Genomic DNA, 12,711 nt, shown 5'->3' with positions numbered 1-12,711 from the left:
GTCGCGCGGACGTCACCCGCGGCGACGCCGCCTCCTGAGCAACGGCATCCATCACGAGAAGGGCCCGTCTGCTGACGGGCCCTTCTCGCACGTCTAGGCCGGGTTGTCACCGTGGGTCAGCGTCTCCCACGAGACGAACAGGTTGTTCGTTCCGAGTGGACGACGCTGCGTGGTCCACGTCTCGGTGTTCGGCATCGGGTTGCCGAGCCGGTTGTGCATGGCGTTGTAGCCGACCTCGGTGATCGGGCCCAGACCGCGCTTGACCGTCCCGCCGCACAGCCAGGACGGCGGCCCGGTCAGCTCGTAGGTCGTCTGGAAGCCCAGCGCTTCCTTCAGCCGCGTGCCCACCTCCGGGTAGAGGTCGACGCCCTGGATCCGCGACGTCTCGGCCACGTGCGAGATGCTCGACAGGCCGTATCCGGTGTGGACGAAGTCGCGGCAGGTCTCCTGAGTGAGGCCGTTCACGAACGTCGACTGGTTGTGCCAGAAGCCGATGATCTTCTCGCGGGTGTTGAGGTTGTTGCTGGGCACGGTTTTCGGCAGCGCGCCGTCGGACGTGAGGTAGATGAACGCCGGAACCCTCGCGCGGTACAAGGAGATGCCGCGGTCGTAGATCGCCTTGTCGTCGAGGAACACGCCGATGCCGACGATCGCCTCGGCGATGCTCAGCTCCCAGTTGCCGGTGCGCGGGTCGCTGCCCTGGATCTCGTTGTAGTAGACGTTGCGCAGCATCGTGCCGAACCTGGCGCTGTTGGGCCAGGTCCCGTAGACGTGCTTGATGATCTCCGCGGCACGTGGCCAGCTCGACCCCGACCACGCGGTTTGCAGGTGCGCGTTGTCGTTGGTGTGGTCGCGGATCGTGGCCGACCAGGCGTCCATGATCTGGATGGACTTGGTGGCGTACCGGGCATCTCGCGTCACGTACCACGCGAGGGCGTGGGTGTACGCGGCGATCGCGTCCTCACGTTCGTCGGTGCAGCCGAGGTTCGGGTTGGACACCGGACCGCACTCGACTACCGCGCGCGGATGCGGGGTGTACGAGAGAGATGCGTAGCGGGAGCCCATCATCGCGTCGTACGCGCGCTTCTGCGGTTGGGTTCCGGAGTTGACGCGGGTGCGCACGACATCGAGCTGTGCCTTGCTGACCATCACGCCGGGGTGGGTGAACGTCGGCGGCGCGGCGGTTGCAGGGCTCGCGCTCGCCACGACGAGTGCGGCTATGGCCAAGGCTTTGTGCAGGGGTTTGCCTTGCATGTAGTTGTTCCTTTGCTGTGGCGTCTCCTATGTGTTGTGGCGACGGGTGTTTTGTCGTGCCTACCACGTGCGGGAATGGTGTGGTGGACCGGTTTTCGTGCCGGTCGTGGGAGAATGGCCGCGTGTACGCCGAACGTCCCGCGCCCGCGGGCCTGGCTTGCCTTTGGACGCACACGGTGTCGGAGGAGACCGTGCAGCGTGTGGTGCCGGACGGGTGCACGGACCTGATGTGGATGCCGGCCACCGGGTCCCTGTTCGTGGCCGGGCCGGACACGTCCGCTCAGCTGGCTCGCATTTCGCCTGGGACGTTGTACGGCGTGCGGTTGCCGCCGGGGGCGTTCCCATCGGTGTTCGGAGTGCCCGCGCATGCCGTGCGTGATCTGCGGGTGCCGTTGTCCGCGCTGATGCCTGACGTACGACTCCCCTCGTTCTCCGAGATGGTGGCTTTTTGCGCTTCGCGGGTCGTGGTGGATCCGGCTCTGGCCGCTACGGCTTCGTTGCTGCGTTCTTCGGACGTGGAATCTGCCGCCTGGGAGATCGGGTTGAGCTCCCGGCAGCTGCGTCGCCGTTGCCTGGACGCGTTCGGGTATCCGCCCAAGGTGCTGCAGCGGGTGTTGAGGTTCGATCACGCGATGCGCCTGGCCTGGCGTGGGACGCCATTCGCCTCCATCGCGGCCGAGGCGGGGTATGCGGACCAGGCGCATCTGGCGCGTGAGGTGCGGTCGTTGGCCGGGGTGCCGTTGGGTCAGCTGATCCGGCCGTAGCGCCTGAGGGTCAGCAATGCGTCCATCGTGGCGATGGAACGCCATTCGAAATTGACGATCGGCGTGAAGGCGAGGAAGCCGAAGTTCCAGCCGCCGTCTTCTTGCTGGCCGTTCTGGAGTTCGTCAAGGTCCTTGCTGAATTCCTCGTCGGTGAACCAGTGGCGCGCGAGGCTCGTCGGTTTGTCCGCGTAGTGGTGCATCGCGAGGCCTTCGTCTTCTTCGTAGGCGTCCTGGCTGAGGTGCTTGAGCTTTTCGGCGGCGAGTTCGGCGCGCTTCCGGTCCGGCACCTCGTCCAGGAACATCACCGCGGCTCGGAGCTCGTACGGATGGGTCTTTTCGAGCTTGTCGATCTCCTGCCAGCAGTAGTCAGTGGCTTTGTCGAGCCAGGGATGCGTGATCTCCAGGGTGAGGAGTGCTGCGGCGATCTGGGCCGTGAGCAGGAGTCCGCCCTGGTCGTCGGCCTGGACCCAGGGTGCCTTGGGATGGTCCTTCGACGTGGACAGGCCGAACGGGACGCTTCCGTCCGGGCAGGTGGCTTCGAGCCACTTCAGAATCGATTCGGCCTGCTCCGGGGCGTCGACCTCGCCGAACATCTGCAGCGCGCGCAGGGCGTGCAACGGCTGGCTGGTGGGCCCGCGGTGGTCGGGTTCGAGGGCGAAGCCGTAGCCGCCGTCGTCGTTGCGGAAGGCCAGCACGGCCTGGACCACGCCCTCGGCCGAGCCGCCCTCGAAAGCGTGCTCGAACCAGCGTTGTTCCAGCGTGCGGGCGTTGTGCCAGAGGAAGTTCCTCGCTCGTTCGATCATGTCTCGAACCTAGGCCGGTGACTCCGCGGGGTCTTGAACGAATCGGCCATGTGACCTGATCAGCTGATTCGTTCGCCTCCAAGGGGAACCGGCCCTGTGCGAAAATCCTCCAACAGGGGTGTGGAGTTCTGAGGGGAGCTGGCCGAGATGCTGATGTTCGACGCATACGTACCCGTGAGAGCCGGTGCGGCCGCCGGCGCCGCGGCAGGCGCCGCGGCGAGCGGAGTGACGAAGTTCAGCGTCGACCCTGACCAGGCGCAGAAGATGATCGACGGCCTCAAGGAGGCCATCGCCAAGCTGGTGGAGTTGCACGCCAGGGGCAACGAGCTCCAGTTCCTGGCTTCTCCCGGCCCCGACCCGGTCAGCGAACAGGGGAAGAACTCCGTGACCAAGACGGCCGGCGCGGATACCGGTGGTTACGTGTGGGCGAACCAAGAAGCCCAGAAGGCCCTCGAGCGGACCGTCCAGAACATGGAGAAGGTTCTGGCCGAGTACCGGGGCACCGACGAAGCGGCGAAGTCCGCACTGAAGGGCTGACACGATCTTGAAGCGCATGACTGCTCTGCTGGCTGCTGTGTTCGCCTTCGGTGCGCTCGCGGGTTGTACGAGCACCCAGACCGGCGGAACCCCCACGACCGGCGCCCAGACGACGACCGGCAGTCCGACGAGCGACGGGTCGGACGGCGGCCTGAGCATCGCCAAGTACCTGTCCGCACCGTGCAGCATCCTCAAGCAGGATCAGGTGGCCACGCTCGGCACCACCCTCGCCGCCACTCCTGGCACGGGTCCACTCGGCCCGAACTGCCTTTGGAAGGGCAAGGACGTCATCAAGAACTCGACCTACACGATCTCGCTGACCGAGGGCCAGGACTTCGACTCCATGGTCAGCAACGTGAAGAACAACCCCGTCTTCACCGACAAGAAGATCGACGGTGTGCGGGTGATCTCCACTGATCGGGCCGATGGCGAGCTCGCCTGCCTGACCTCCGTCCAGGCCTCCAAGACCGACGCGGTCACCGTATCGGTCTCCGCCTCCGCGGAAGAGCGAGCCACCAAGAAGCCGTGCCCTGAGGGCGAGAGGGTCGCACAGTTGATCATCACAAACCTGAAGGGGTAGCGAGATGGCTGGGGATGCGCCGAACACCGCGGGCTTCGTGATGATTCCCTGCGCGACCGGTGACGCTGTTTACAAGTGGTTCGAGAAGGGCAAGGGCCCGAGCCAGAGCACCGCACCGGCCGTGGAGGCGTGGAAGGGACTCGCCGATGGCCATGTGGACGTGGCGGCTCTGATCAACAAGGCGGTGAGCGACTCCGGCGCCAGCTGGGAGGGCGCAGCGGCGGACAGAGCCCGTGGCGCGACGTCGCCGCTCGCGACCTGGGCCGACGTGACCGGTGAGTCCGCGTCTACCGCGGGCAAGAACACCGAGGCCCTCGGTGAGGCATACGCCACCGCCAAGAACTCGATGTCGAAGCCACCGACGGTGCCGGACAAGCCGTTCTTCAACGGCCTGGCGTGGTGGGAGACCGACTACGACGAGGCGGTCAAGAACAACCAGAAGGCCAATGAAGAGAACGTCCGGGCGTACCAGCAGTACGGCCAGGCCGTGCAGGCGAGCGTCGGCTCCATGCCGACCTTCATCTCGCCCAACGTGGGCGACGTCAACATGGTCGACGATGACAAGAAGATCATCGAGAACGTCGACCCACCCGGCAAGGGCGACCCCTACCCACCGCCGCCCGGCAAGGGCGACCCCTACCCACCGCCGCCCGGCAGGAACGACCCGCCCGGCACCGGCAACCCTTCCGGCGACGACGGGCGCACCGACCTGTCGGGGTGGAAGCCGCCGGGCAACGACGACACGACCAACCCGTCGTGGGAGAACGACCCGACCGACCCGCGCAACAACCCGAACGACCCGCGCAACAATCCGAACGATCCGCGCAACAGGCCGCCCACGGACACGGGCATTCCGCCCGGCCGGTGGGACCCGAACAACCCCAACGACCCGCGCAACCGAGGCCGGTTCGACCCCAACGACCCGCGCAGCCGCACTGGCGGTCCGGGCGGGCCCGGCGGCAGTCGTGGTGGCGGCGGTGGCGGTGGCGGAGGTGCCGGCGGCGGACGCGGGGGCATCGGCGGCGGCGCTGGTGGCCTCGGTGGGGCCGCGGCGGCTCGCGCTGGTGGGCCCGGTGGCATGGGCAGCGGCTTCGGTGGCGCGGCCGGCGTGGCCGGTGAGGGCGCGGGGCGCGGTGGTGCCGGTGGCTTCGGGCCGTCCGGTGCAGGCGGTGCGGCCGGGCGTGGTGGCGCTGCGGGTGCCGGCGGCATGGGCGGTCACGGCGGCAAGGGGCAGGGCGAGGAGGACACGGAGCACAAGTCCGCGTCGTACCTGCAGGAGACCGAGGACATCTTCGGTGACGGCACGATGGTGGCTCCGCCGGTCATCGGCGGATAAGGAGAGAACGTGCTGAGAAGCAGGGTCGCCATCCCCGTCATCGCGCTCTACCAGGCGTGGCAGGCGGCGGGCCTGCCGTCGCTGCACACCGCGCTGCTCACCCAGGTCGACCACGACGAGGACCTCCTCGAGTCGGGTGACCTGAGCGAGCTCGACCGGTTGCAGCGGACGGCGTGGGCGCAACTGGAGTCGTACGGGCTGGCACGTGGCAGCCAGGTCCACCCGGATCTGGCGAGCGCGTTGCGGCTCGTGGTCGAAGCGGGCGTGGAGTACTGGGCGTACTTCACCCTGAAGGACGGGCCACAGCAGAGCGTGCTGGTCGTGTCGAACGGTCAGGAAGCGCTGCGCATCGTGCTGACGGCGGACCAGCAGTTCGTGCTGGAGCCGGTGCGTCCGGACGAGGCACCGCAGGCGCTGGTCGGCGCGCTGCCCCCGACGCCCGCGGGCAAGGGCAGCCCGATCACGTTGCCGGAGGACGCTTTGCAGCAGAAGCGGCAGTCCTATGAGGACACCGGTTCGTTCATGCAGCAGAGCCGTCCGACGAGCACGCCGAACGACCAGCTGGTCGCGCAGCTGAAGGAGATCATGAACCAGCCGCGCACCGGCGCCGGCCAGGTCTACTCCGCGAAACGCGACCACCTGGGCCGCAAGCAGCGTTGCATCGCGCCGCTCACGTACATCGACACGCCGAGCGGGCGCTACATCGCGGCGACGAGCGAGGGCTGGCTGCGGGTGCAGCCGGCCGACTTCAGCACGCTCGCGCGGATGACCGCGACGATGCCTTAAGGGGTGAACCGCAGCGCGTCCGGACCGAGTTCGGCCGGGCTGCGGTGACCCGACAGGCCGAGCGTCAGGTCGAAGTCCGCGAGCAGGCTGCGCAGCACGTGCCGCACCCCGACCTGTCCGCCATGCGCCAGCCCGTACGCGAACGGCCGCCCGACCATCACCGCCTTGGCTCCGAGCGCCAGCGCCTTCACGATGTCCGCGCCGGTCCGGATCCCGGAGTCGAAGAGCACGTCGACCTGCTCCCCCACCGCCTCCACGATCGACGGCAGCACGTCCAGCGACCCGACCGCGCCGTCGACCTGACGCCCGCCGTGGTTCGAGACGACCACACCGTCCATTCCGAACTCGACGGCCTTGCGCGCGTCGTCCGCGTGCTGGATTCCTTTGAGGACGATCGGCCCGTCCCAGTGCTCACGCAGGAAGGCCAGCTGCTCCCACGACTTGTCCGTGCCGGTGAACAGCTGCACCCACCGCAGGATCGCCATCGGCAGGTCCTCCTCTGGCGACTTCTCCAGCCCAGCGCGGAAAACCGGGTCGCTGAACGGAATCGCCGTGCCCACCCCGCGCAGGAACGGCAGGTACGCCTGGTCCAGGTCGTGCGGCCGCCACGCCAGCGTCCACGTGTCGAGCGTGACCACGAGCGCCGTGTACCCGGCCTTCTTCGCCCGCTCCAGCAACGACGCGCACACGTCCGGGTCGTTCGGCCAGTACAGCTGGTACCAGCGCGGCCCGTCACCGGACGCCTCCGCGACCTCCTCGATCGTGTGCGAGGACGCCGTCGACAACACCATCGGAATGCCCAGCTCGGCCGCCGCCCGCGCGGTCGCCAGCTCGCCGTCCGGGTGCAGAATCGACTGCACGCCAACGGGTGCGAGCATTACCGGCGCCGGCAGCTCAGTGCCCAGCACCGACACCCCGAGATGCCGCTCGGTCGCGTTCGTGAGCATCCGCGGCACGAGCTGCACGCGGTCGAACGCGCTGCGGTTCGCCCGCACCGTGGCGCCCGAGCCCGCACCTCCCGCCACGTACCAGAACGGCCCTGGTCCCAGCCGATCGCGCGCCGACTGCTCCAGCGCGTCCGGGTCGGTGGTGAACGGCGGCACCGAGCCGCCGAGCCCCTGCAGGTAGATCTCGTTCTGGTACGCGGCGAAGGAGGTCATGCCGCCTAGCTTGCTACGAAGCGGGCTGGACTAGGAAGAACTCGTTGCCGAACGGGTCGCTGAACCAGGTGGCCCGATCACCCCACGGCATGGTCTCCGGCTCGCCCTTGACCTGCACTCCCTGCGCAACGAACCGGGCGACGTCGCCGTCGATGTCGTCGGTGATCAGCGAGATGCCGCAGCCCGTCGAGAACGACACGTTGGGCGTGTCGTTCTGCGACAGCGCGAAGGCGGTCTCGGCGCCGGGAGGAGCGACGGTCAGCCAGCGCATGCCCGCCTCGTTGCTGTCCTGCCGCTTCTCCCAGCCCAGCACGTCCACGTAGAACGACACCGCGTCGTCCAGCGAGCGGACGTTGATCGTCACCGAGTGCGCATGAGTGATCATGTGGCCAAAGCTAGGCCCGCGCCCCCTCCGGCCGCTTCTTCGAAACTGCTTTCCGCGGCCAGCGGGTCTCCAGCCAGATCGCGACGGGGGCCGCGGTGACCACTGTGGACGCCGTGCCCGCGATCAGGCCGATCAGCAGCGCCGTGGCGAAGTTGGCCAGCGAGCCGTCGCCCAGCACCAGCAACGCCGACAGCACGAAGAGCACGCCGATGCCGGTGTTCACGGTGCGCGGCACGGTCTCCACCACCGCGGCCGACACCACGTCCGGATACGACGCCGAAAGCCGGGAGCCGCGCAGTGAGCGCAGACGGTCGAACACGACCACCGAGTCGTTCACCGAGTAGCCGATCACGGTCAGCAGCGCCGCGAGGAACACGCCGTCCGCCGTCTTGCCCATCCAGGCGAACACGCCGATCAGCACGAACACGTCGCTGAGCAGCGCGCCGACCGTGGCCACGCCGAGGCGCCAGTCGAAGCGCACGGCCAGGTAGCCGAGCTGAGCGACGACGGCGATGGCCAGGCCGATCACGGCGTTGCGGCGCAGTTCGGAGGAGAGCGACGGGCCGATCAGCTCGTTGCTCGACTGGCGGGCACCTCCGTCGACGACCGACGAGACGATCTCGCCGATGCGGGACGAGTCACCATCGCTGAGCTGGCCGGTGCGCAGCGAGACCTCGTTGCCGGACGACGACACGACCACGTCGCTGAAACCGTGGTCCGCCAAGGCAGATCGCACCCGGCCGGCGTCGATCGGCGCGCCCGCGGTGAAGTCGAGCATGCGGCCGCCGGTGAACTCGACGCCCAGGTTCAGGCCGCGCACGAACAGGCCCGCGAACGCCACGAGCACCACCGCGCCCGCGGCGAGCAGCCAGCGAGAAGGCTTCCGGTACAGCACGACGGACAGCCGCTGCCGCACCCAGCCCAGCGTGTGCAGGCCGCTCAACCGAGGCCGCTTGGCCACGAACCGCAGTCCCAGCACCCACAACACCAGCACCCGCGACAGCACCAAAGCGCTGAACATCGATGCCAGCACACCGATCGTCAACGTGACACCGAAGCCGCGCACCGGACCCGTGGCCAGCCAGAACAGCAGACCGGCAGCCAGCAGCGTCGTCACGTTCGAGTCGGCGATCGCGCTCAACGCCCCGCGGAACCCGTTCTCGCCCGCGCGGCGCAGATTTGGTTTCCGGGCGTACTCCTCGCGCGCCCGTTCGAAGATCAGGACGTTCGCGTCGACCGCCATCCCGATCGCCAGCACGAATCCGGCCAGACCGGGCAACGTCAACGTCGCCCCGACAGCCAACAGCCCGGCGTAGGCCACACCCGCGTAGCCGGCCAGCGCCACCACGGCCAGGAAACCGACCAACCGATAAGCGACGATCAGGAACACCGACGTCAGCGCGATGCCGATGATCGCGGCCTGCGCACTGGCCTCGATCGCCTCGGCACCCAGCGTCGCGCCGACGGTCCGCTGTTCGATCACCTCGACCGGCACGGGCAGCGCGCCGGAACGGATGACCAGGGCGAGCTCCTTGGCCTCCTCCTGACCGAACCGGCCGGTGATCGTCGTGGCACCGCCGGCCTGGCCCGCGCCACAACGAGTGTCGAGACTGACCTCGGGCGACGAGATCGGCTTGCCGTCCAGCACGAAGGCGATCTGCCGGCCGGGCGTGCCGGACGGCTCGCAGGCCGCCTCACCGGTGACCTTCTGCCACGTGTCCGGAGCGTCGCCGCGGAACTGGATGTTCACGACGAAGCCCGCGCCCTGCGGGTTGCGCGCGGCAGAGGCGTCCGAGATGCCTTCGCCGGTCATGACGGTCTGCCCGTTGCGCTGCACGACCAGCTGTGCGGTGCGGCCCAGGACCTGCACGGCCTCGGCCGGGTCTTGGACGCCGGGCAACTCCACGACGATGCGGTTCTCGCCGGAACGGGCGATGACGGGTTCGGCGACGCCAAGTGCGTCGACGCGGCGCCTCAAGACCTCAAGCGTTCGGTCGGCGGCAGCGGAGTCGCCCTTGGCTTCGAGGACGATCTGGGTGCCGCCGCGCAGGTCGAGGCCGAGGCGCGGATCAGTGGTGAGCAGCAGAAAAGCGGATGCGACGAGGACCCCGAGCGCTATGAGACCGCGCACGAGCAGACCCCGTCGCGCAGCAGAGCGCGACATGGGTGAGTAAGCCTTCCGGTGCAGAAAGTGGTTGCTGAGTAAGGGAGTTCAGCGACCGGAAGGCGGCGAGCGATCCCGCTGCGGCGTCCAGCGGACGCCGTCTGGCGTGCGGTGGACGCGGCGGGCGAACGAGACGAGGAAACGCTTCGGCAGCGCGGGCCTGGTGACCGGCGGCGCGTCCATCGGCTGCTGCGACAGCGGCACCTGCGCGGCGTGGTGGTTGTGCGGCTTGGGCGCGGCGCCCGGCAGGTTCGCGATGTTCTGGGCGTACCGGACGACGGAGCCCTCGGCGGGCGTCGGTGCGGGCGCGGCGACGATGAACAGCTGTCCGAGGAACAGCAGGAACGCCAGTGCGACCGCGTTGCGACGCATCACCGCTTCCTGCCTCCCCCGACGTACACGAGCGCTCCCCCCACGACAGCGCACAACCAGGAAAGCACAAGTGGCTGCATCGTGGTTGCTCCTAGGAACAACGCGATCGTCCAGCCGACCAGAATCACGGCGGAAACCCCGAGCAGCGACACCGTGATCGCGAGCTTGCGCAGGCTGAACAACAGCTTGAACGGACGCAGCCGCAGCGCCACGACCACGCAGCACAGCACCAGCGCGCCGGTGAAGAACCCCAGGTAGGGCGTCGGACGTGGCATGCCGGCGACCAGAGCGAGTAAACCGCCGCCGACGAGCAGCAGCGAGAGCATCCGCAGCGCCCGCCACACCTGGACCTTGTTCAGCTGCGACGGCGCGGGTTTGGCCGAGCGGCGACGTTGCACGGTCGCCAGGTTCGTCCTGGAGTCGGCGTCGGACGGGTCGAGCTTGATCGCGGTGCGGTACGCGTGCTCGGCGGTGCCCCAGTCGCGCATCCGCAGAGCGGCGTCGCCGAGCACCTGGAACGCCCGTGCTTCGGAAGGCGCGAGCTGCGAGGCGTGCAAAGCCGAGTCGAACGCCTCGACGGCGCCGTCCGGGGAGTCCGCGAGCACCTCGGCCAGCACGACGTAACAACGCCAGTCACCGGGCTTGCGCTTGACCGACTCGCGGGCGGCGACAGCGGCTTCCTGGTGCCGGCCGAGATCGCTCAACGCCAGCGCCGCGAGCCGCTGCGGCCACGCCGGTTCGCCGTCGAGGATCATCGCCCGCTTGGCCGAGTCGAGCGCCTGGTCCGCCTCACCCAGATCCAGGTGCGCGGCGGCGAGCCGGCACCACGCCTCGGCGTGCCGAGGGTTCGCCGCCACCAGGGGCCGCAGCAGGTCGATGGCCTGCCGCGGTTTCCCCGAGGCGGTGAGCTCAGCAGCGCGCAGCAGCACCGCGGTCATCGGCTCGGACACGCCGCACAGTGTGACAGCGCGCCCTCAGCCACCAAACGGGTGACCTCGGACCTGGGTGTTGGGGTGTCCGCGAGTACCACCAACTCGCAGTTGGTGGTACTCGCAGATGCCGGAAAGTCAGGCCGCCGAGCCGAACCAGCGGGCCAGTTCCCCGTCCAAGGCTTCCTGGTCCGAGCCTGCCCAGGCCACGTAGCCGTCCGGCCGCACCAGCACGGCGGGCGCGTCCAGCTCCTCGCTCACGTCGACGAGGTGGTCGACCCGATCCGCCCAGCCGCCGACCGACAACGTCCCGGTCTGGTCGAGCAGAATCCCGTGACCCGCGTGCATCTGGTCGAACAACCCGCCCCGCTTCAGCGCGAGGTCTCCGATCCGCCGCCCCACCAGATCGTCCGCGGAACCGAAGTCGTACCGGATCGCCACCGCGATGATCTTCTCGATCAGGTACCGGTTGACGTCCTCGAACTGCACCAGCTCGGTGAACACCCGCCGCACCGCCTGCGGCCCGACGTCGACCTTCATCAGTTCGATCATGGCGCGGGTGGTGTTCAGGACGTCCTCGGCCACCGCGTGCCGCTCGGCGTGATACGTGTCGAGCAACCCCGCCGGAGCCCAGCCGTGCACCGCCGCCGCGAGCTTCCAGCCCAGGTTGAACGCGTCCTGCAGCCCGAGGTTGAGGCCCTGGCCACCGGTCGGCGGGTGGATGTGCGCCGCGTCGCCCGCCAGGAACACCCGGCCGGACCGATAACGAGAAGCCTGCCGGGTCGCGTCGCCGAAGCGGGACATCCACTTCGGCGAGTGCACGCCGAAGTCCGTGCCCGCGTACGCCCGCAGCTGCTGCTTGAAGTCGTCCAGCGTGGGCATGACCGCTCGGTCCTCGGACACGCCCTCAGCAGGCACGACGACCCGATAGCCACCTGTGCGGTACGGCCCGATGCCGAACAGCTTCTGCGTCTCGCGGACCTTCAGCATGATCGGCATCGCCTCCTCCCAAGGCACGCCGATCTCCATCTCGCCCAGCAGGATCTCCACCCGCGTCGGCTCACCGGGGAAGTCGATCCCGGCCAGCTTCCGCACGGTGCTGCGGCCGCCGTCGCAGCCCACCAGGTACCGGGCCCGCAACGAAGACCCATCAGCCAACGTGACGGTCACGCCCTCGTCGTCCTGCGCGAGCCCGACGACCTCGGACGAGCGCCGGACGACCGCGCCGAGCTCAACCGCGTGCTCGGTCAGCAGGCGTTCGGTGATCGGCTGCGGCAGCCCGAGCGTGTGCGGGTACTTGGTGTCGAGACGTTCCGGCGCGGGCTTGTCGATGCCCGCGAAGAACCCGGCCAGCGGGTGCTTCGTGCCGAGCTCCAGGAACCGGTCCGCGATGCCGCGCTGGTCCAGGATCTCGACGCTGCGCGCGTGCATGCCGAGCGCGCGCACCACCTTCGTCGGTTCCGCCTCGCGCTCCAGCAGCAGCACGTCCACGCCGTGCAGCCGCAGTTCGCCAGCCAGCATCATGCCGGTCGGCCCGCCGCCGGCGATGATGACGTCGATCATGGAGTATCCCCATTTCCCCAGGTAGATGACGTTGGCCGGGAAATGATGAAGCACACCCGGGGTCTTGTGGCAAGCCCC

13 protein-coding genes are annotated in these 12,711 nt (G+C 68.8%); 5 read left to right on the top strand and 8 right to left on the bottom strand.

What is annotated here, in order from left to right:
- Nucleotides 1-93: 93 nt before the first annotated feature.
- On the bottom strand, nt 94-1,254 hold the full coding sequence (locus ABZX92_RS16780) for an alginate lyase family protein (RefSeq protein WP_355559522.1): 1,161 nt from the start codon (nt 1,252-1,254) through the stop codon (nt 94-96).
- 122 nt (nt 1,255-1,376) lie between these two features.
- On the opposite strand from ABZX92_RS16780, the gene ABZX92_RS16775 reads away from it, so the two are divergent.
- Complete coding sequence (locus ABZX92_RS16775) at nt 1,377-2,018, top strand: helix-turn-helix domain-containing protein (RefSeq protein WP_355559519.1); 642 nt, start codon at nt 1,377-1,379, stop codon at nt 2,016-2,018.
- Here ABZX92_RS16775 and ABZX92_RS16770 read toward each other — a convergent pair.
- Nucleotides 2,000-2,821 carry a hypothetical protein gene (locus ABZX92_RS16770; protein WP_355559516.1) on the bottom strand — a complete coding sequence of 274 codons (822 nt, stop codon included), beginning with the start codon at nt 2,819-2,821 and terminating at the stop codon, nt 2,000-2,002. The two genes, ABZX92_RS16775 and ABZX92_RS16770, sit on opposite strands and share 19 nt — an antisense overlap.
- A gap of 147 nt (nt 2,822-2,968) precedes the next feature.
- Here ABZX92_RS16770 and ABZX92_RS16765 point away from each other — a divergent pair, with 147 nt between their 5' ends.
- The 4 genes from ABZX92_RS16765 to ABZX92_RS16750 are packed head-to-tail and all read left to right on the top strand — an operon-like array spanning nt 2,969 to nt 6,060.
- Nucleotides 2,969-3,358: a hypothetical protein gene (locus ABZX92_RS16765; RefSeq protein WP_355559513.1), complete on the top strand. Its 390-nt coding sequence runs from the start codon at nt 2,969-2,971 to the stop codon at nt 3,356-3,358.
- A gap of 16 nt (nt 3,359-3,374) precedes the next feature.
- Complete coding sequence (locus ABZX92_RS16760) at nt 3,375-3,938, top strand: DUF3558 domain-containing protein (RefSeq protein ID WP_355559510.1); 564 nt, start codon at nt 3,375-3,377, stop codon at nt 3,936-3,938.
- Nucleotides 3,939-3,942: 4 nt separating this feature from the next.
- A complete protein-coding gene (locus tag ABZX92_RS16755; protein ID WP_355559507.1) occupies nt 3,943-5,274 on the top strand; it encodes a PPE domain-containing protein in 1,332 nt (443 codons plus the stop codon).
- A 9-nt stretch (nt 5,275-5,283) separates the two neighbouring features.
- Complete coding sequence (locus ABZX92_RS16750) at nt 5,284-6,060, top strand: ESX secretion-associated protein EspG (protein ID WP_355559504.1); 777 nt, start codon at nt 5,284-5,286, stop codon at nt 6,058-6,060.
- Here the strand turns inward: ABZX92_RS16750 and ABZX92_RS16745 are convergent.
- The 6 genes from ABZX92_RS16745 to rox all read right to left on the bottom strand — a co-directional run bounded on the left by ABZX92_RS16745 (nt 6,057) and on the right by rox (nt 12,633).
- On the bottom strand, nt 6,057-7,220 hold the full coding sequence (locus ABZX92_RS16745; protein WP_355559501.1) for a lactate 2-monooxygenase: 1,164 nt from the start codon (nt 7,218-7,220) through the stop codon (nt 6,057-6,059). The two genes, ABZX92_RS16750 and ABZX92_RS16745, sit on opposite strands and share 4 nt — an antisense overlap.
- A gap of 13 nt (nt 7,221-7,233) precedes the next feature.
- Nucleotides 7,234-7,605, bottom strand: a complete 372-nt coding sequence (locus tag ABZX92_RS16740) for a VOC family protein (RefSeq protein WP_355559498.1) — start codon at nt 7,603-7,605, stop codon at nt 7,234-7,236.
- 10 nt (nt 7,606-7,615) lie between these two features.
- Nucleotides 7,616-9,736 (bottom strand): protein translocase subunit SecD, encoded by a 2,121-nt coding sequence (secD, locus tag ABZX92_RS16735; protein WP_355559495.1) that lies wholly within the window; start codon nt 9,734-9,736, stop codon nt 7,616-7,618.
- A gap of 81 nt (nt 9,737-9,817) precedes the next feature.
- Complete coding sequence (locus ABZX92_RS16730) at nt 9,818-10,141, bottom strand: hypothetical protein (RefSeq protein WP_355559492.1); 324 nt, start codon at nt 10,139-10,141, stop codon at nt 9,818-9,820.
- Nucleotides 10,141-11,091 carry a tetratricopeptide repeat protein gene (locus ABZX92_RS16725; RefSeq protein ID WP_355559489.1) on the bottom strand — a complete coding sequence of 317 codons (951 nt, stop codon included), beginning with the start codon at nt 11,089-11,091 and terminating at the stop codon, nt 10,141-10,143. The genes ABZX92_RS16730 and ABZX92_RS16725 overlap by 1 nt, the downstream gene beginning before the upstream one ends.
- 117 nt (nt 11,092-11,208) lie before the next feature.
- On the bottom strand, nt 11,209-12,633 hold the full coding sequence (gene rox / locus ABZX92_RS16720; protein ID WP_355559487.1) for a rifampin monooxygenase: 1,425 nt from the start codon (nt 12,631-12,633) through the stop codon (nt 11,209-11,211).
- Between the last annotated feature and the right edge of the window lie 78 nt (nt 12,634-12,711).

The organism is Lentzea sp. NPDC006480, assembly GCF_040611995.1.
GTDB lineage: Bacteria > Actinomycetota > Actinomycetes > Mycobacteriales > Pseudonocardiaceae > Lentzea.
This window is presented reverse-complemented; position numbering and strand designations above follow the sequence as displayed.